The organism is Vagococcus changpingensis (assembly GCF_058211775.1).
This window is the reverse complement of the sequence record NZ_JBYVZB010000001.1, coordinates 291,588-311,336: the sequence shown is the minus strand read 5'-3', so window position 1 is coordinate 311,336 and position 19,749 is coordinate 291,588. Positions and strand designations below refer to the sequence as shown.

The window sequence follows — 19,749 nt, the reverse complement described above, 5'->3', positions numbered from 1 at the left end:
ACCTAATACTCACTTCACTTTCTAATCATGTTTTTCTTTATCAATAATTTCTTGTAATTCTTTCAAAAAGACACTCATATCTTTAAACTGGCGATAGACACTGGCAAAACGAATATAGGCAATCTCATCAAGATTGACTAATTCTTCCATGACATATTCTCCAATTAGATTCGTCGATACTTCATTATCTCCTTTTTGTCGGACTCTATTTTCTATGCGCTCAACGACTTGTTCCATCTGATCCATTGACACTGGTCTTTTTTCAGCTGAACGGACCAAACCTCTTAGTATTTTTTCGCGATTAAACTCTTCTCTTGCCCCATTTTTCTTTATAACAAGTAAAGGAGCAACTTCAATACGCTCGAATGTGGTAAAACGAAAACCACACTTTTCACATTCTCTTCTACGACGAATAGCACGATTGTCATCTGCAGGACGACTATCTACTACTCGCGATCCATTATAGCTACATTTTGGACATTGCATTTTTTTCACCTCTTCATAAACTGTCTCAATAGACAAAATAGTAGCACTATTATAACATGTAACACCACTATTGGTATAGGCAAACTAGTTTAGACGGATTAAGCCATTATAACAAATTTTTCTCCATACTAAAAAACAAGAAATCTTTTCTAATTATTTTGTATTTAATAGTGACTATTTCCCTTTAAATAGTGACTATTTTATGACTATGTAAAAAATATGTGTTAATATCGCAAACTGTGTGACACATCGTCACTTTAGGTGTAATATAGAAACGTAAATAACTATATTAAGTGAGGTGTTCAATGTGGCAGATACTACAACTGCACAACAACAAACTGTCAAACATAAATGGTGGGCATTAGCCGTACTCGCTCTGTCTGTATCTCTAGTTGTAATAGATGGAACCATTGTTAATGTGTCTTTACCCGTCATTATGAAAGATTTAAAATTATCTTTTACAGATGCTGAATGGATTATTACGCTTTATTCTTTAATTTTCTCTTCTTTATTAATTACCATGGGACGCATTGCAGATAATTTTGGTCGAAAAAAAATGCTCATTACTGGAATCATTATTTTTTTAGTTGGCTCTATAATGGCTAGTTTTTCAAAAGATATTACCTTTATGTTAGCTGCTAGAACCATGCAAGGTATTGGAGGAGCTACGGTTTTACCAACTACCTTATCAGCTGTTAATGCACTGTTCTTTGGAAAAGATCGTATTGTCGCTTTTGCTGTATGGGGCTCAGTGATTTCTGGTATGGCAGCTATTGGACCATTGTTAGGTGGGTATTTTACCACTTATATGACATGGCACTGGATTTTCTGGATTAATTTACCAATTGGTTTATTTATTATTTTAGCGGCTTTAAAATTTTTACCTGAAACTTATGGTGAAAAGATGACGAATGGTTTTGATTTTATTGGCTTTATTTTATCAACTATTGGGTTAATTTTATTAGTATTTGGTATTATTGAAGGACGTAATTATGGTTGGTGGCACGTAAAAGGCGATCATCCCACTCTCTTTAACTTATCTATCATCCCAACCCTACTTGTTGTAGGAGCTATTTTCTTTGCTTTATTCTTAGTTTGGGAAGCACATTTAAGTAAAACAAATAAATCTCATTTACTTGATTTATCACTATTTAAATTCAAAAGTTTTTCATTGGGTAACACGATTGCAGGGATTGTGGCAATTGGGGAATCAGGTTTGTTATTCTTATTACCACTATTTTTACAAAATATTTTAACACTTAGTCCAATTAAATCAGGTGCTATTTTAGCGATGATGGGACTTGGTGCCTTTTTAGCTGGTGGAATGGCATCCTTTATTGTTGAAAAAACATCTGCTTCATTTGTTGTTTCTCTTGGATTATTCCTAGAAACACTTGGATTTTTCGGTTTCTTTAAAACCGTTGATCCAAATAATGGCTTAACTTGGATTATTGTTTGGTTAGTCGTATACGGTATCGGATTAGGTTTTGCATCTGCTCAATTAACGTCAATTGTATTAAAAGATGTGCCTCCTGCTCAATCTGGTCAAGGATCAAGTATCCAATCCACTGTTCGTCAAATTGGTTCTGCGCTAGGAATTGCGATTATCGGAACGGTATTTGGGTTACAACTACAACACGATATCCCAAATACACTAGACAATGTTGGATTGCCAACTCAAGTTCAACATTCACTTGAATCAAGTGTGATTGATAGTGCAGGATCATCTATTCGTGTGTTAAAACAATCAAATCCTGAAACATTGCATTTAACAAAATCAATTCAAGCTAATATTGTTACAAAATTAGATCACAACTTTACAAATAGTGTGGTTAAAACAATCGGTATTGCCTCCATTATTATGTTTATTAGTTTTATTTTAACGTTTGGTCTTTATAAACGAAAAGATAAAGCCACAAAATAAAAAACGAAACCACCTGAACGAAAACGCTCAGGTGGTTTTTTTATGAGAAGTGTGTTAGCCAATTATCGACTTGTTTTAATGTTTCTTCGATTGATCCACTATTGTCAATGACAACATCAGCTAATCGTTTCTTTTCTTCTAAATCCATTTGACTATTGATTCGGTTTAATGCATCTGCTTTGCTTAAGTGATCACGTGACATTAAACGAGTTAGTTGCACCTGTTTTGGAACATAACAAACCATGACACTATCTACCATCTCATCATATGCTCCTTCATAAAGAAGTGGAATATCAAGCACAATGAGAGGTGCTTTTCTCGACTGGAAATAAGTCACTTTCTCTAAAATATTTTGACGAATTTCTTTTGACAGTATGGTATTTAATTGTTCTCTTTTTTTTTCATCCTCAAAAATAATCGATCCTAATTTTTTTCGATTAAGTTTTCCATTAGACAACAGAATCTCTTCACCAAAATGAGCCACAATCTGATTTAACCCAGTTGTATTAGGCTCTACCACTTCTCTAGCAACGATGTCTGCATCAATCACTGGAATGTGTTTTGATTTGAAAAACTGACTAATGGTTGATTTTCCAGAAGCAATGCCACCAGTTAACCCTAATAAATAAGTCATCGTTGACTCCCCCCTAATCATGAGTGACTTGACAGATAGGACAAAAGTGCGTGCCACGTTGGGCGACCTTTATTTTTTCAATCGTATGACCACAGCGTTTGCAAAGTTCACCTTGTTTACCGTATGCCGATAAATACACTTGAAAATGGCCAGCATCTCCTAAGGCATTTTTATACGTTCTAATGGTGGTTCCACCAGCCTCTACAGCTGTCGCTAAGACATCAATAATAGATTGATGAAGTGTTTCAACTTCATTGTCCGTTAGTTTTGATGCTATCTGCTCTGGATGAATACACGATTGATACAATGCTTCGTCTACATAAATATTGCCTAACCCTGTGACAAGTGTTTGATCTAATAATAGTGGCTTAATAGCACGATGTTTTTTCTTTAATTGCTGTTTAAAAACCTCTAAATCAAAATCAGGTAAAATAGGTTCTGGACCAAGTTTTTTAATTCCTTTGTACTCTTCACCCAGTCCTTTAGGTTCTAATGATAAGCGACCAAATTTTCTAACATCTAAATAACGTAATTCTGTTCCATCAGTAAATTGAAAACGAACGTGCGTGTGTTTTTGAATCTCATCAGTTTGACTATGATATTCAAATTTTCCTTCCATTCGTAAATGACTAATCATATCATTTTGACTTAATTTAAAAATCAAAAATTTACCACGTCTGTCCACATCTAAAATCGTTTGACCAACTAATGTATGAATAAATTCGTCTACTTCAGGGGACTCAATAATTCTTCCCCAATCGACGATAACATTACTAATTTCTTTTCCCTTAACAAGTTGAACCAGTCCTTTTCTGACTGTTTCAACTTCTGGTAATTCAGGCATTCACTCTACCCCTTTATCTTATTTGGCATCATACCATGTGTCACCATAACTACTATCTGCTCTAAGTGGGACAGATAATTCAACGGCATGATTCATGGTTTCTTCGACTAATTGTTGCAAGACTGGAATTTCTTCCTCTGGTGCTTCAAATACTAACTCATCGTGTACTTGTAACAACATCGTTGCTTGCAGGTTTTCTTCTTTTAATCGTTTATGTATCTGAATCATCGCAATTTTTAAAATATCAGCAGCACTTCCTTGAATTGGCGTGTTAATCGCTGTTCTTTCAGCAAATGAGCGCAGATTAAAGTTTCTAGCATTGATATCTGGTAAATAACGGCGACGATGATACATCGTTTCAACATACCCCTTATCTTTTGCTTCTCGCACAATGTCTTCCATATATTTTTTAACACCTGGATACATTGTAAAGTAACGGTCGATGAACTCTTGCGCTTCTTTTCGTGTAATGCCTAAATTTTGTGATAAACCATAATCACTAATCCCATACACAATCCCAAAGTTAACGGCTTTTGCTTGGCGACGCATATTGCTATCTACGTCTTCAGCTTTTTCAATACCAAACACACGCATCGCTGTACTTGAATGAATATCCATTCCTTCAATAAACGCTTCTTTTAAATGTTCATCATCAGAAATAGCCGCTAACACACGCAACTCAATTTGAGAATAGTCGGATGCGAACAATTTCCATCCCTTTTGTCGTGGAACAAATGCTTGACGAATTTGACGTCCTTCTTCCAATCGAATTGGAATATTTTGCAAATTAGGGTCAACTGAGCTTAGTCGCCCTGTTTGAGTTAGTGTTTGAATGTATCTGGTATGGATTTTATTATCTTCAAAAATGACTTTTAATAATCCTTCCACGTACGTTGATTGAATTTTAGCTAACTGTCGATAAGACAAAATACTATCAATAATGGGTGACTCACCCTGTAATTTTTCTAATACGTCAACCGCTGTCGAATAACCGGTTTTTGTTTTCTTAATAACAGGCAATCCCATTTTTTCAAATAAAATCACACCCAATTGTTTTGGCGAGTTAATGTTAAACTCTTCGCCGGCAATACCGTAAATCGTTTGTTCAATCTCACTTAATCTCTCAGCAAATTCGCCTTTCATTTCTTGCAATCGACTCGCATTCACCGTAATGCCTTCTATTTCCATATCAGCTAAAATCAAGGCAATTGGTAATTCGATATTATAAAATAAATCAGCTTGGTTTTTATCTTCAAGATCGGTCATGATTGGCTCATACAATGAGTCTATTGCGATAACCTTACGAGCTAAATGCTCATATAACGTGTCAATGGATTCAGGTAACCCTTTCTTTGCTCCCTTACCATAAACCACTTCATCACGATCCACATCATAATAATCATAAAAATGAGCGATTTGAGCTAAGTCTTCACTATTATTCGTTGAATCAGCTAAATACGCAGCTAATAGCATATCAAATTTAACATTTTCAAGTTTAATGTGATAACGATTTAACGCTACATATTGTCTTTTTGCATCAAAAACTTTTTTCGTTTTTTCATTGTCTTGAAGCCATTGAACCAACAATGGATGCGAAAGTAAGTCCATATTATCTGTCACATAGACTTTTTCTTTGTTTCCAAAAGCAAACCCAACAATTGGGGAAGTATGATAATTTTCTCCTAACATCTCTGCATAAAACGTCATATCTGAAGTAAACATATCTTCCCTTAAATCTGACACAACCTCATAATGAATCGCGACTTTTTCAACTAAATCACTTTCTACATGACTGGTATCTAATTTTGCCAAGAATGAATTAAAATCCATTTCTTTATAAAAAGGAATCAACTTTTCTAAATCTTTCCCATTATAAACTAAATCATCTAGCGTCATATCGAGTGGAACATTTGTATCAATGGTGGCTAGTTTTTTACTTAATAAGGCAATGTCTTTTTCATTGATCAGATTTTCTTTCATTTTACTTTTTTTCATATCATCAATGTGTTCATAGATACCTTCAACTGTGCCATACTCTTTTAATAACTTGATAGCTGTTTTTTCACCAATTTTAGTGACACCAGGAATATTATCTGATTGATCTCCTGCTAGACCTTTCATGTCGACAATTTGTGACGGAGTTAATTCATATTTTTCCATAATATGCTCAGGTGTATAACTTTCGATTTCACTGACACCTTTCACCGTTACATCCACTTTCGTGTGCTCACTTGCTAGTTGAGTTAAATCTTTATCTCCAGATAACACCACAACATCTATTTCCTCCGAGGCATAGTTTGTCGCAAGTGTTCCAATGATATCATCTGCTTCATAATTATCTAGTTCAAAATGCTTCATCCCAAGACCTTCAATTAAATCTCGTAAATAAGGCATTTGTTCCTTAAATTCACTTGGTGTTTTTGCTCGTCCCGCTTTATAATCTTCGTAAAATGCATGTCTAAAGGTTGTTTTCCCTGCATCAAATGCTACTAATACATGAGTTGGTTCTTCTTTAGCTAATATATTTTCTAACATATTATTGACTGCATATAACGCATTTGTATGTAAACCATTGTTATTTTTGAAACGTTCAAGTGACTGATAGAGTGCATAGAATCCTCTAAACGCAATACTATTTCCATCGACTAATAATAATTTTTTCTTCGCCATTATGACACTCCATTTCTATTCTTCTGTTAATATTCTATCAAATTTTACATGCTATTGCGAAAGTTAAAAATCCTAAAGGGGTTTATTTTTGTCTAGCTGCATTATTCTTTTGAAAGATTATCTTGTTTGCGATAATAGTTTATGTAAATAAATCTTTATAATAACCAGTAAAATAAAAAAAAAATGATTTCTATTCATTGCCAGCCATACCAATAATAATTAATAAAAAAACACAAAACCCTTAGATTCTGTGTTTTGATCGTTAACTAATAAAAAACGACACGCCTAACATAAAAACAATCGGTATCACCACAAATGCGACTGCTTTCCAATTAGCCAGATTAATCGTCATGCCAATCCCCATTCGCTTTTCAACCCAAAAGGATGGATCCTCTCGATTATAATAAAACATCCCCCATTTCCAGTATTTATCATCATCATAGGCTTGTGGTATCACACTTGACGGATTTAATCTAGAACCACTTTGTCCATAAATCACCATTAAACTGATAATAGTGAGTAACATGAGTCCTAAAAGGATAATGAATATTTTAAACAGTGTCTTCTCAGTGAGCAGTGGTACCACACTGGTCATTTGGATACTAAATATCGTGATTTGGACTAATACCGCAATCACTACTCCTACATAAGAAGATATTTTTCTAAAAGACTGACTCCATTTAACTGATTGATTATTCATCACTCGTTGTTTGCCACGTTTATATGATTCATTGGTGATGCTTAATATAAATACCATGACTAATTGAATAATGGGTAAAGAATAAATATTAAACCATGTTTTATCAACTATTCTTGTAGGATTTCCTTGAAAATCCCATTGCATGATGATTTTATTAGGGATAATTGCTTGATGTTTGATCGTGATAATTATTTCGATTGCGATAATAATAAGTTGAATAGCAACTAATAACCACGTCGGAAAAATCGTCATAGTTTCTCGGTAATTTAAATCAAGCACCATTTTTTTGTTTGGTTGATAGCCTTCTTTAATTAGTTGGTTTTTATAACATGCTACTTGTCGATTCGCAATGAAATAGGCGACAATCCCAAATACCATTTGAAGAGAGATAAAGACCACCATTATAATGCTCAATGTTTCCTCTGATAGATTTAATCCTTTATCAAAAAAAATAAACAATAGTATCATCACTATGCTTAACAGCATATTTTGATTAAAATATCGTTTCTTTAACTGAATGATGTCATCGGTTTCTTTTGATAAAGTCACACCAAAAATAATCCCTCTTTGTGTTATGTAAGGTGTCATAGACATTGAAAACCCTAAAAATAAAAGTAACGCACTAATTATCCAAATCATTTATTTCACATCCTTCAAGTATATTTAATCTTTGCTCAATTAATGCCTCTATATCTAGATCAAAAATTAACCCATCAATAATAATTTCATCTAATTTTTGTTGAATTTGTTTTTTATTTTCTTCACTGGTTTGAATTGGTTTTTCACAACTCACTGTAAAGCCTTTTTTTTCTTGAACCAATACACCCTCTTCTACAAGTAATTTGTACGCTTTATTAATCGTATGCAAATTCACACCAATATCTCCAGCCAGCGATCTCACGCTTGGCATACTTTGCCCCTTCTTTAGATTCCCTAATACAATTGCTCGCTTTATTTGAAACATTAGCTGACTGTATATTGGTATAATGCTCTCTGTATCAATCTCTATCATGGTCTCACCTCTTTTTGTTATAGTTATAGTATAACGAAAATCGTTATATGTCAACTATAACAAAAAAGGTGTCAAAAAAAAGAAGCCCCTTTTTAAAAGGACTTCTCTTACTTGTATTAATCTCTACCGAAAATTCTTACTAACGCTAAGAATAAGTTGACGATATCAAGGTATAAGCTTAATGCACAATAAACAGCTAAACCTGATGCTGTTTTCATACCACTTTCTTGATAAATTACTTTAATTTTTTGATTATCATATGCAATTAATCCGGCAAAAATGACAACCATTGAATAAGAAATAAAATAATCAACTGGGGCACTTTTTAAGAAAAAGACGTTAATCAGTGTCGCAATAATCACACCAATCACTAAACTATATAAAGCATGACCTATGGCACTTAAATCTTTTTTGATAAACACACCAAGTAGTGACATCCCAACAAACATAATCGCTGTTGTAACAAACGCACGAACAATGGCTTGTTGATTGTACATCGCAAGCGTGACAGAAATGGTCACACCAGTTAAAGCGGAATAGGCGATAAACCCAATGAATGATTTAGCTGAATCATTAAACGCATTTTTTCCAAGGTAAACAACTAGTACAAGTTGTGCTATCCACATACCCCAAAATAGTAATGGATTACCAAAAATAACGGGTAAAACAGATTCAGCAAATACATTAAGCACTAAGTAAGAAATTAAGGCACTAATACCTAAGCCAACTCCTAAATAGCCATATACTTTACTATAAAATTTCGCTAAACCATTTGTATGTTCAATTGTTTGATGTTGTTGATTCATTGACATCTCTCACTTTCTCTTTTGTATTAAGTTCGACAATAACCACCGAATTTAAAAGACGTTCATCATCATAATCATACGCTTTAACAGAAAGTGTCATCGTTCTCTTCAACTCGTCAATGTTTATGATTTCAAAATGAAACGTCAATGTTTCACCGTGATACACATTTCGAAGTAAGTTAAATGTTAGATTTACAATATTCCATCCTGGACCTGGTAAATGTTTTGAGATATTACTTGAAATAATTCCCATTAACATGATACTTGGTACAATTGGCGCATCATTAATCGTTTCTTCTGCAAATTCTGTTTGAATAAATAAAGGATTCGCATCTTTGGTTAATCCTAGATAGAGTAAAATTTGGCTATCTTCTAAGGTTTCTGTGATGCTTAAAATCTCTCCTTCATTAAATTCCGTAATGGCTTTAATTTTATTTTTTGACGAATCGATGATTACCTCTCCCTTCCTTTTTATCTTATCATATCAGAAAACAATCACCAACTACATTGTATTTGGCCGAGTGTTTCCTAATAAACTTTCATACTCAACTTCAAATTTTTGTACGTCTCCTGCTCCCATAAAAATCACAACAGCCTCTTTGTAATCAAGTAGTGGTGACATATTTTCTAGTGTAATTAAATCGCCACCTTTTGAAATTTTAACGCCTAAATCTTCAATTTTTACTGAACCAATTTCTTCTCTTGCAGAACCAAAGATGTCACATAAATAAACTTGGTCAGCATGATCTAGTGATTCAGCAAATTCATCCAATAACGCAATGGTTCTAGTAAACGTATGTGGTTGGAAGACAGCAATAATTTCTTTTTCAGGATATTTTTGTCGCGCAGCATCAATCGTTACTTTGATTTCTGCTGGGTGGTGAGCATAATCATCTACAATAATCATATCAGAAACGCGTTTTTCACTAAAACGACGTTTCACGCCACCAAATGTTAACATCTCTTTGGCGACTAAACTCATATCAAATCCTTCTAGGTGAGAAATCGCAATCACACTTAAAGCATTTAAAATATTGTGCACGCCGTATGTTGGCACTTTAAATGAGCCAATCATATCTCCTTTATGGAGTACATCAAATGATGACCCTTCAGTTGTTCGCTCAATATTAACCGCTTGGAAATCATCTGTATCATTTAAACCATAATAGTAGATTGGCACATCTGTTTTCAAACGTCTTAAGTTTTTATCATCACCAAATGCGATGATTCCTTTTTTCACTTGATTAGCAAATGACTGGAATGCATCAAACACATCCTCAATGCCATGATAATAATCAGGGTGATCAAAATCAATGTTTGTCATAATCGCATAGTCAGGAGAATATGCTAAAAAGTGACGACGATATTCACATGCTTCAAAACAGAAGAATTTCGCTCCGGGCTCACCATGTCCAGTCCCATCTCCGATTAAGTAACTTGTTGGCTCAATTCCTGAAAAGACGTGAGACAACAATCCTGTAGTCGTTGTTTTTCCATGAGAACCCGTTACCGCAATGCTTGTAAAGTGCTTAATAAATTCTCCTAAAAATTTATGATAACGAATAACCGGTAATCCTTTTTTAAGTGCGGCTTTTATTTCAATATGACTGTCTGGAAACGCATTTCCAGCGATAATCACCATATCATCTTGTATATTCACTTCTTGAAATGGTTTAATTGGAATGTTAGCCAATTCTAATTCTCTTTGAGTAAAGATATATTTGTCAATATCAGATCCTTGTACTGTAAATCCTTTTTGATGCAAAATAAGAGCTAATGCACTCATTCCTGTTCCTTTAATTCCGACAAAGTGATACGTTTTATTTTTATTCAGTTCCATAGAAAAGCTCCTCTATTAATATAATAAATTATGACTATCCTGTATTATCTTACAATTAAGATAACAATTCAATAAAAAATACTTACAAGAATCCACTGATTCCAGTAAGTATTTCCCTAATCAAAATAAAAGTTATCTGAGTCTTGTCTTGATTCATCTTGCATAATACCAGACAATGATTTTTCTAATCGATTATTTTTTTTAGCTGATATTGGTGTGGTATCATCAACCATTTCTACTGGGTCTAATTCATCCATCATTAACAAATGGTCTTTAGCCGATTGTCTTAACTCTTTCATGACTTGTGTTGATTCAATCTCACTATTACTAGCTGGTTTATCATCAATCAATGATGCTGGAATATACTTAGGTTTGAATAAATCTTGTGGGTTTTCTCCAGGTAAGTGATAAGAAGAAGAAAATGGTTTACGATTATGATGTCGTTTACGGTATTTAGCTTGGCCATTTTGATCTGTCTCATATAACTTATTAGAAAAAGATGATTGTGGTGCTTTATATTCTTGTTCACTAGGCTCAGCAAAAACCTGATTAGTCATCTTCTTAATTTCAATATTGCTACTATTTAAGTTAACCGTCTTTTCTGCTGTTTTCTTTGGTGTCACCGTTTTAGAAGTCAAAGGTGCTTTAGCTTTTTTTACGTTAATTTTTTGTTGCACACTTCGATTCGGTTCAGCTCGTTCGATTTCCATCTCTGGCAAACCATCTTCCCCAAAATATTTTGGTTCAGAAACCATTTCGATAGGATCTAAGATAACTGTGTCATTTTCTTGACTACTCACAGTTCGTTTAGCATTATCACCCAACTGTTGTGATAGTCTATTTAATTTGACTCCTGTCTCATCATCATAAACAGGAAATCGAAAGTGTTTACGCTTATCAGAAAAATTCATCATTTATCATTCCTTTAATTTCACTTTATTTATTCTAACATACCTCTAGATAGAAAACATCTAATTTAACGTTAAATAAATAAAAAGTACAAAGATTTAACTTTGTACTTTCCTTGTTTATTTAATGGAATAAATGCCATAGAAACGGTATATACACATCTAACAGTGGGGCAAGAATACCAAAAAGAATTAAACTAACACCAAAAATAGATAACACAATACCGCTAACTTTATGCGATTTTTTCAACATGTAAAAGATTAATACAACAATAAGAGCAACTGCCAATAAAATAGCTAGCTCAACTGAGCCCATATTTAAAGTATTTCCATTCATTAGTGGTTTAATAATTTGAGAATATAAAAACCAAATTAATTCAATCACATAAATAACCAAAAACCCTTTTAATAATAAGCGATATTTATTGTTCGACTGATTATTTGCCATTAATTCACTCCTCCCTTATATATAACACAATATGCATTATACCAAACTAAATGGCTTTTGTTAATCTTATTTAGCACCCAATCAATAAAAAAACTAGCCCTAAGGACTAGTCTAGTGAAAACATTATTTAATAATATACGATTCCATTTCAGGAGCGTTTTCAATTGTATCGGCTACTGGACATGTTTTGTTGATAAAACGCACGTAATCAGCAATTTCTTCGTCTGTGTTATCAGCGTCGATATAAAAATTTGACACGATTTTAGAAAAACCAACTTTAGCATTTGGATTTTTTCCTGAAAAACCATCTGTATCTAATTCGCCTTCTACTTCTACTTTGATAGATTTTAGATTAATTTTATGATAAGCGGCAAAGCTCTTAGCTACGATGACCTTACAAGCCCCTAATGCACCTAATAACGCTTCCACTGGATTCATTCCAGTATCATTTCCGCCTAGATTTTTAGGTTCATCTAATATAAATTCAAAACCTCTTGATTTTACGGAAACTTGTACTCCTTGAGTATTCTCTGCTACTGTTTTAAATGTTCGAACTGTCATACTAACTTCCTCCTAATCTAATATACCTCTCATGGTATCACAAAATAAGTATTTTTTAACTCAAATGACATTATTTTACTAAAATCCTATCATTTAAAAACGCTCTCAATCCTATTATTTCATTCATCATTACTTTAAAAGAGTAATATAATTGGAAAATAACATAAAAAAATCAATATGATTTCTTTATACATACAATGAAACCTATCAGATTAACTAAAAAAAGAAGCCATAATAATCGCTTCTTTTCAATATTAAAGATTAATCAACTAATGCTTTATCATAAATCGTGTAATCACATCGGTAAATAAACAAATATTTTCCATCAATTAAAATCCCTGTACTTTTTGGCACATCCGTTGAATACATTGATACTTTATTTCCAGCATAAGTTGCTAGCGGGGTTCCATTTTGACTTCTTATCAAAATCACTTTGTCTTTTCCTTTAAACGAATTACTAAAATCATTCACCATTGAGTTAATCATTGGCACACTTCTTTTAGTATTGTTGATATCTACTTTGTCAGCATATTCATCAAAAACGTTGGTTAGTCCTTTTTCCTCAATAATCATTGATGAGCCAACATGATGCATTTCATTTTTACCGACAGTAATTTGAATCACACTGGAGTCTTTACTATCTTCATCTGTGTCGAAGGTACTATCTCGTTCAATTTTGACAGATTTTCCTTGAACTTTATCCATCACTTGGCTTTGTTCATCATACGTTCTAACAGTCATCTCTAAACCTTTAAAACTTTGTTCAAACTGCTTAAAAGAATTCATAATATCTTGGCAACCTGATAACATGATTACTGTCATACTTAATAATCCCACTACTAATAATTGTTTTTTATGTTTCATGATTAGCTCCTCTCCTTACTAAAAAAAGCAAAGATGATTTAACATCTTTGCTTTTTATTATACTACTCTTCGGTTTGTAATGCAGTAAATGATAATTTACCCTCTACTACTTCAATCATGACGTCTGTTTTAGGACCAATTTTTCCAGCAACAATTTCTTTAGCAAGAGGTGTTTCCACTTCTTTTGTTAAGAAACGTTTGATTGGACGAGCGCCGTAAATTGGATCGTATGCTTGTTCAGCAATCCAAGTTTTCGCATCCTCAGAGATTGTTAATTTGATATCTTGATGAGCTAAACGTCTTGTTAAGCTTTCAGTCATTTTCACGATGATATCTTTCACGTTGTCTAGAGTAAGCGGACTAAACAAGATAGTATCATCAATACGGTTTAAGAATTCTGGTTTGAAGTGACCACGTAACATGTCAAGAACCCCTTCTTTAGCACTCTCAGATACGTTTCCATCTTCATCTACGCCATCAAGCAATAGTTGAGACCCAATATTACTTGTCATGATTAACACAGTGTTTTTAAAGTCAACGACACGACCTTTAGAGTCAGTCAAACGACCATCATCTAGCACTTGAAGTAAAATGTTAAACACATCTGGATGAGCTTTTTCAATTTCATCAAGCAAGACAATAGTGTACGGACTTCTTCTTACTGCCTCTGTTAATTGGCCACCTTCCTCGTAACCAACATATCCAGGAGGAGCTCCGACTAAACGAGACACGCTATGTTTTTCCATGTACTCACTCATATCCAAACGTACCATATGGTCTTCAGAATCAAACAAGTTTTCAGCTAATGATTTCGCTAACTCTGTTTTACCCACACCAGTAGGTCCTAAGAATAGGAATGACCCAAGTGGACGATTAGGGTCTTGCAATCCAGCACGAGAGCGAATCACCGCATCAGACACCGCATCGACTGCCTCATCTTGACCAATCACACGTTTATGGAGTGTTTCGTTTAAGCGTAAGATTTTTTCTCTTTCGCCTTCTTCAAGTCGTTTCACAGGGATACCAGTCAAACGACCAACTACAACTGCGATTTCTTTGTCAGTTACCACTTCTTGTACCATACGGCCATCATGTTTTTCTTTTTCTTCTAATTCTTTTAACTCTTTTTCAAGTTTTGGAATCGTTCCATGACGTAACACAGCAGCTTCTTCTAAATCGTAGTTACTTTCTGCGTTTTCAAGTTGTGTTCTGGCTTGATCCAACTCAGAACGTTTTTCATTTATTTTGTTTAATTCTTCTTTTTCAGTCTCCCATTGCATTTTTAGTGTATTGGCTTCTTCTCTTAATTCAGCCAACTCACCTTGAAGAATGTCTAAACGTTTTTTACTTGCATCGTCATCTTCTTTTTTAAGAGCTGCTTCTTCAATTTCTAATTGCATCAAACGTCTCGTTACTTGGTCTAATTCAGTTGGCATTGAATTCATCTCAACACGAATAGTCGCACACGCTTCGTCGACTAAATCAATTGCTTTATCTGGTAAGTAACGATCAGTGATGTAGCGATTAGACAATGTACTTGCAGCGACTAACGCGTTATCGTGAATGTTTACCCCATGATGGATTTCAAAACGTTCTTTCAATCCACGTAAAATACTAATGGTATCTTCTACAGTTGGTTCTTTCACTAATACTTTTTGGAAACGTCTTTCTAACGCTTTATCAGTTTCCATGTATTCACGGTACTCATCAAGTGTTGTCGCCCCAATACAATGCAACTCACCACGAGCAAGCATTGGTTTAAGTAAGTTTCCGGCATCCATACTACCTTCTGTTTTCCCAGCACCTACTATTGTATGAATTTCATCGATGAACAAAATAATTTCGCCATCGCTATTTTTGACTTCTTTTAAAACTGCTTTTAGACGTTCTTCAAATTCCCCTCTGAATTTCGCTCCAGCAATCAATGACCCCATATCTAATGAGATGATGGTTTTATTTTTTAAGTTTTCAGGAACGTCTTTTTTCACAATACGTTGTGCTAATCCTTCGATGATGGCTGTTTTACCAACACCAGGTTCACCGATTAATACTGGATTATTTTTTGTTTTACGTGATAAAATACGAATCACATCACGAATTTCTTCGTCACGCCCAATGATTGGATCTTGTTTTCCAGATTTTACTGCTTCATTAAGGTTTGTTCCGTATTTTTCTAGTGCTTCATATTGTTCTTCTTGATTTTGACTAGTCACACGTTCTCCTCCTCTCAAATCTTTAATACGTTCAGTTAGTTCAGCTTCGGTCACTTTTTGTGCCATTAAGAAACGGGTTAAACTAAAGTTTTTAAGTTTCATTAAGGCTAAAACCACTACTTCAGTTGACAAATAGTCGTCATTAAATGATTCTCTAATTTTATCTGCTTCTTGCAATAAGTGAAATAAGTTTTGACTTAAGTTTTGTCCATATTGGACATTTCCACTAACGGTTGGTAATTTATCTAATTCATTATCGACTTCTCTTTCAAATGCATCAACATCTAAGCCAATACCGGCATATAAGTTTCTAGCAAAATGATTGGGTTGTAAGAATATTTTCCATAAGTGGACAATATCAATCTCTTGATTTTTTCGAGTGATTGCAACTTGTTGCGCTTCTGCGATTGCTTGTTGCAATGTCGTAGTCATTTTTTCTATATTCATATCATTACCCCCTTATTCTTAACTACAAAATATATTTTACACCATAGGTCAAAATAGGTCAAACAAAAAGACTCGACATCAAACTGTTAAGTTTATTCTAATATATATAAGTGATTAAAACCACACTTTTTAGGTCTTTAAAACGACAGTTTTCATCAAAAGACATAAAAAAGACTCGATTATCACCGAGTCTTCAAACTATTTACGCTTTTTCTTCATTAAGTTTAACAATTTCTACGATTAAGCTAGTCGCTTTTTCCATGCTTTCAACTGCCACATATTCAAAACGTCCATGCATGTTTTCCCCACCAGCAAAAATATTTGGTGTAGGTAATCCCATGTAAGAAATTTTAGAACCGTCTGTTCCACCGCGTACGGGTGCTTTATTTGGTTCAATGTCTAAATTACGCATTGCTTCGTCTACTAAATCAATGATACTCATATCTTTTTCGATAACTTCACGCATGTTGTAGTATTGGTCAAATAAGTTTAATGACACACGTTCTTGACCAAAGTTGTCGTTAAATTCTTTTACGATGGATTCAAGTAGTGATTTACGTGCTTCAAATTTTTCACGGTCATGATCACGAATAATGTAAGTCATCGTTGCTTCATCAGGCACACCATCTAATTGTAATAAATGGAAGAATCCTTCATATCCATCTGTTTTTTCAGGAACTTCATCTTGTGGTAATTTATTATGTAAGTCAATGGCTACTTGCAAGGCATTAATCATGGTGTCTTTTGCTGTACCTGGGTGAACGTTTTTACCTTCAATTGAAATTTCTGCTTGAGCAGCACTAAACGTTTCAAATTGTAATTCACCAACTGGTCCACCATCCATCGTATAAGCAAAGTCTACTGGGAATTCTTCGACATTAAATTTATCCGCTCCAACACCGATTTCTTCGTCTGGACCAAACGCTACCATGATTTTACCATGTTTAATTTCTGGATGATTCACTAAATATTCCATCGCAGTCATAATTTCAGCAATACCTGATTTATCATCTGCTCCTAAAAGAGTTGAACCATCCGTTGTAATCAATGTTTGACCTTTGTAGTTAGCTAAGTTAGGGAAATCTTTAACGGTTAATTTAAATTTGCCTTCTTTATCTAAAGGAATATCACTTTGACCATCATAATTTTCTACAAATTGTGGGTTCACACCAACTGCATTAAAATCAGCTGTGTCCATATGTGCAATAAATCCAATGCTACGCACGTCTTTATCAGTATTGCTTGGTAATGTCGCAATCACAAACCCGTTTTCTTCGTTATGGAATACATCTGACATACCAATCTCTTCTAATTCTTTTTTCAACTCTTTGGCAAATGCAATTTGAGTTGGTGTTGATGGTGTTGTCTTGCTTGTTGCGTCCGATCTTGTTTCTGTCTTAACATACTTGATAAATCTTGGTACTAAATTTGTATACATAATTGACACTCCCTTATATTATTTCAAATGGATTAGTATTCACGTCACTTTCGATGAACGTGACATCCCAATCATTTTGTTGTTTCCATTGATTAAATAACTCAACATAGTATTTTTTACATACTGACTCAATATAATGTCCTGGGTCAATCACTGATAACCCTTCTTCCATCATATCGTGAGCTGTATGGTAATACACATCTCCGGTAATATAAACATCTGCCCCGTTTTTAAGGGCGTCTTTATAAAACTTCTCACCACTACCACCACAAATGGCCACTGTGTTTACTTGTTTATCTTTTGTATCAGTCGTTAAACGAATGGCATTTAAACCAAATGTCTGTTTAACTTTTTCAACAAAATCAAGCAAAGGCATTGGTTGTGGTAGAGTACCAATACGACCGATTCCATATGTTTTTGATATATTTTCTAGTGGAAAAATATCAAACATCGGCTCTTCATATGGGTGATACTCATTAATAATTGACAGCACTGTTGGGTACTCTTGGGGTAAAAACATCACTTCAATTTTTTCTTCTTCAACACTTGTCAGCTCGTTATTCTCACCAATTGCTGGTTGAGCCTTTTCAAGTGGACGAAAACGACCTGTTCCATGAGAAGAAAAACTTGTGTAATCATAATCATGATAAGCACCAATGCCTGCAGCACCAAATGCTTCTCGTAGTGACTCTGCATGAGTTGTCGGAACATAAACTACTAACTTACGGTAGAAATATTCATGAGTTTGACGTAAATAATCCGTTGCGTCAATACCCAACATATCGCAAAACAAATCATTCAACCCATTGTCAACAATATCCATATTTGTGTGTGCTGCGTAGACGGCGATGTCATGTTTTAATAAGTCAGCATACATTTTAGTTTGAAAATCATCGACCAACAAATGCTTAACTGGACGAAAAATCGGCGGATGTTTCGCCACGATTAAATCTATTTTTTTATCAATCGCTTCTTGCACCACATCTGGTCTAACATCTAGTGTCATCATCACGCGGTTAATTGGTTTATTAAGCGTACCAATATGTAACCCAACTGGATCATTATCTTCAGCAAGTTCTAGTGGTACGACTGATTCAAATTGTTTAATAAATTCAGCTCCTGTTATTTTCATGACAGTACCTCCTTGATTAAATCACACTGACGATTGATTTGTGCTATTTTTTCATCTTGGTTTGTTTTAGATTGAGACAACTGATTTATTACGCGTTCATATTGTTCTAATTCAAATTGCCATTTTGCTTTAAACACTTCAGATGATTCTTTCATCAAAATGGGGCCAAATAATTCTTCTGATTCAGTTAGCTCTACTTTTTTATCAGATGCTTCAGCGACAATAATTTCGTACGTTTTATCATTCTCACTCAATATTTTCTCATCTTGAATGATGTAATGATTTTCAACTAACCAACGTCTTAGGATATGAGAGCCAACGTTTGGTTGTAAGATTAATAATTCTTTGCGGGTTAAACGGTTTTTGTTTTTACCACGTTCTAAAATATCACGAATGAGTGTGCCACCCATCCCACAAATCGTAATGACACTCACGTCATCATAAGATTTGATGACTTCTAAGCCATCCCCTAATCTAACATCTATTTTATCTGTCAGTAATAAATCATTGACTAATTTTTCAGCAGATTCATATGGACCTTTGACGACTTCACCGGCAATAGCCCCTGTAATCTGATTATTTAATATTAAATGAGCAGGCAAATACGCATGGTCAGAGCCGATATCAGCTAAAAAGCTATCCTGTGGCACTAAATTTGCTACTACTTCCAAACGGTTTGATAATTGTTGATAATCCATATATTCGCCTCACTTTTCATCATTAATCTTATTATAACACTAATCGTATTTTTTTAAATGATATTAACTGTATGATTTGTATTATTTATAAAAAAAGACTGACAAGTAAACTTGCCAGTCCTTT

At 34.1% G+C, this 19,749-nt stretch carries 18 protein-coding genes; 1 reads left to right on the top strand and 17 read right to left on the bottom strand.

The annotated features are described in order from the left end of the window. Positions 1–21 precede the first annotated feature (21 nt). Complete coding sequence (gene nrdR / locus AC37UB_RS01585; protein ID WP_117972301.1) at positions 22–486, bottom strand: transcriptional regulator NrdR; 465 nt, start codon at positions 484–486, stop codon at positions 22–24. 307 nt (positions 487–793) lie between these two features. Here nrdR and AC37UB_RS01580 point away from each other — a divergent pair, with 307 nt between their 5' ends. After that, the gene (locus tag AC37UB_RS01580) at positions 794–2,410 is read left to right on the top strand and encodes an MFS transporter (RefSeq protein WP_117972300.1); all 1,617 of its coding nucleotides are present in this window, start codon (positions 794–796) and stop codon (positions 2,408–2,410) included. Positions 2,411–2,450: 40 nt separating this feature from the next. On the opposite strand, the gene coaE is transcribed toward AC37UB_RS01580, so the two are convergent. From coaE to AC37UB_RS01500, 16 genes are all read right to left on the bottom strand, one after another. Further along, positions 2,451–3,044: a dephospho-CoA kinase gene (coaE, locus tag AC37UB_RS01575; RefSeq protein WP_490685223.1), complete on the bottom strand. Its 594-nt coding sequence runs from the start codon at positions 3,042–3,044 to the stop codon at positions 2,451–2,453. Positions 3,045–3,057: 13 nt separating this feature from the next. After that, positions 3,058–3,888, bottom strand: coding sequence for a DNA-formamidopyrimidine glycosylase (gene mutM / locus AC37UB_RS01570; protein ID WP_117972298.1), 831 nt, complete (start codon positions 3,886–3,888; stop codon positions 3,058–3,060). Positions 3,889–3,906: 18 nt separating this feature from the next. After that, entirely contained in the window at positions 3,907–6,558 is a 2,652-nt protein-coding gene (polA, locus tag AC37UB_RS01565) for a DNA polymerase I (protein ID WP_117972297.1), read from the bottom strand. Positions 6,559–6,820: 262 nt separating this feature from the next. Then, the gene (locus AC37UB_RS01560) at positions 6,821–7,897 is read right to left on the bottom strand and encodes a DUF5808 domain-containing protein (protein ID WP_117972296.1); all 1,077 of its coding nucleotides are present in this window, start codon (positions 7,895–7,897) and stop codon (positions 6,821–6,823) included. Then, positions 7,881–8,270, bottom strand: a complete 390-nt coding sequence (locus AC37UB_RS01555; RefSeq protein WP_257700228.1) for a GntR family transcriptional regulator — start codon at positions 8,268–8,270, stop codon at positions 7,881–7,883. The genes AC37UB_RS01560 and AC37UB_RS01555 overlap by 17 nt, the downstream gene beginning before the upstream one ends. A gap of 116 nt (positions 8,271–8,386) precedes the next feature. Next, positions 8,387–9,076, bottom strand: a complete 690-nt coding sequence (locus tag AC37UB_RS01550; RefSeq protein WP_490685222.1) for a Bax inhibitor-1/YccA family protein — start codon at positions 9,074–9,076, stop codon at positions 8,387–8,389. Beyond that, on the bottom strand, positions 9,051–9,530 hold the full coding sequence (locus AC37UB_RS01545) for a MaoC family dehydratase (RefSeq protein ID WP_490685372.1): 480 nt from the start codon (positions 9,528–9,530) through the stop codon (positions 9,051–9,053). Before AC37UB_RS01545 ends, AC37UB_RS01550 begins: the two co-directional genes overlap by 26 nt. Positions 9,531–9,578: 48 nt before the next feature. After that, positions 9,579–10,916 (bottom strand): UDP-N-acetylmuramate--L-alanine ligase, encoded by a 1,338-nt coding sequence (murC, locus tag AC37UB_RS01540; RefSeq protein WP_490685221.1) that lies wholly within the window; start codon positions 10,914–10,916, stop codon positions 9,579–9,581. A 116-nt stretch (positions 10,917–11,032) separates the two neighbouring features. Beyond that, positions 11,033–11,830 carry a hypothetical protein gene (locus AC37UB_RS01535; protein WP_490685220.1) on the bottom strand — a complete coding sequence of 266 codons (798 nt, stop codon included), beginning with the start codon at positions 11,828–11,830 and terminating at the stop codon, positions 11,033–11,035. Positions 11,831–11,948: 118 nt separating this feature from the next. Then, on the bottom strand, positions 11,949–12,272 hold the full coding sequence (locus tag AC37UB_RS01530) for a hypothetical protein (RefSeq protein ID WP_490685219.1): 324 nt from the start codon (positions 12,270–12,272) through the stop codon (positions 11,949–11,951). Positions 12,273–12,395: 123 nt separating this feature from the next. Next, entirely contained in the window at positions 12,396–12,833 is a 438-nt protein-coding gene (locus AC37UB_RS01525; protein WP_241698986.1) for an OsmC family protein, read from the bottom strand. Between the two features lie 261 nt (positions 12,834–13,094). Beyond that, positions 13,095–13,697 carry a DUF5052 family protein gene (locus tag AC37UB_RS01520; protein WP_490685218.1) on the bottom strand — a complete coding sequence of 201 codons (603 nt, stop codon included), beginning with the start codon at positions 13,695–13,697 and terminating at the stop codon, positions 13,095–13,097. Positions 13,698–13,759: 62 nt separating this feature from the next. Next, complete coding sequence (gene clpB, locus AC37UB_RS01515; protein WP_117972288.1) at positions 13,760–16,357, bottom strand: ATP-dependent chaperone ClpB; 2,598 nt, start codon at positions 16,355–16,357, stop codon at positions 13,760–13,762. 202 nt (positions 16,358–16,559) lie between these two features. Further along, entirely contained in the window at positions 16,560–17,795 is a 1,236-nt protein-coding gene (gene pepT, locus AC37UB_RS01510; protein ID WP_117972287.1) for a peptidase T, read from the bottom strand. A 13-nt stretch (positions 17,796–17,808) separates the two neighbouring features. Further along, a complete protein-coding gene (locus AC37UB_RS01505) occupies positions 17,809–18,927 on the bottom strand; it encodes a Nif3-like dinuclear metal center hexameric protein (protein WP_490685217.1) in 1,119 nt (372 codons plus the stop codon). Beyond that, entirely contained in the window at positions 18,924–19,625 is a 702-nt protein-coding gene (locus AC37UB_RS01500) for a tRNA (adenine(22)-N(1))-methyltransferase (protein ID WP_241698984.1), read from the bottom strand. The genes AC37UB_RS01505 and AC37UB_RS01500 overlap by 4 nt, the downstream gene beginning before the upstream one ends. Positions 19,626–19,749 lie beyond the last annotated feature (124 nt).

Bases quoted from the DNA above. Each gene is read 5' to 3' on its own strand.
- AC37UB_RS01530 (WP_490685219.1), bottom strand. From the start codon at position 12,272: ATGGCAAATAATCAGTCGAACAATAAATATCGCTTATTATTAAAAGGG.
- AC37UB_RS01535 (WP_490685220.1), bottom strand. From the start codon at position 11,830: ATGATGAATTTTTCTGATAAGCGTAAACACTTTCGATTTCCTGTTTAT.
- AC37UB_RS01555 (WP_257700228.1), bottom strand. From the start codon at position 8,270: ATGATAGAGATTGATACAGAGAGCATTATACCAATATACAGTCAGCTA.
- clpB (WP_117972288.1), bottom strand. From the start codon at position 16,357: ATGAATATAGAAAAAATGACTACGACATTGCAACAAGCAATCGCAGAA.
- polA (WP_117972297.1), bottom strand. From the start codon at position 6,558: ATGGCGAAGAAAAAATTATTATTAGTCGATGGAAATAGTATTGCGTTT.
- AC37UB_RS01550 (WP_490685222.1), bottom strand. From the start codon at position 9,076: ATGAATCAACAACATCAAACAATTGAACATACAAATGGTTTAGCGAAA.
- AC37UB_RS01525 (WP_241698986.1), bottom strand. From the start codon at position 12,833: ATGACAGTTCGAACATTTAAAACAGTAGCAGAGAATACTCAAGGAGTA.
- AC37UB_RS01560 (WP_117972296.1), bottom strand. From the start codon at position 7,897: ATGATTTGGATAATTAGTGCGTTACTTTTATTTTTAGGGTTTTCAATG.
- murC (WP_490685221.1), bottom strand. From the start codon at position 10,916: ATGGAACTGAATAAAAATAAAACGTATCACTTTGTCGGAATTAAAGGA.
- pepT (WP_117972287.1), bottom strand. From the start codon at position 17,795: ATGTATACAAATTTAGTACCAAGATTTATCAAGTATGTTAAGACAGAA.
- nrdR (WP_117972301.1), bottom strand. From the start codon at position 486: ATGCAATGTCCAAAATGTAGCTATAATGGATCGCGAGTAGTAGATAGT.
- AC37UB_RS01500 (WP_241698984.1), bottom strand. From the start codon at position 19,625: ATGGATTATCAACAATTATCAAACCGTTTGGAAGTAGTAGCAAATTTA.
- mutM (WP_117972298.1), bottom strand. From the start codon at position 3,888: ATGCCTGAATTACCAGAAGTTGAAACAGTCAGAAAAGGACTGGTTCAA.
- coaE (WP_490685223.1), bottom strand. From the start codon at position 3,044: ATGACTTATTTATTAGGGTTAACTGGTGGCATTGCTTCTGGAAAATCA.
- AC37UB_RS01520 (WP_490685218.1), bottom strand. From the start codon at position 13,697: ATGAAACATAAAAAACAATTATTAGTAGTGGGATTATTAAGTATGACA.
- AC37UB_RS01505 (WP_490685217.1), bottom strand. From the start codon at position 18,927: ATGAAAATAACAGGAGCTGAATTTATTAAACAATTTGAATCAGTCGTA.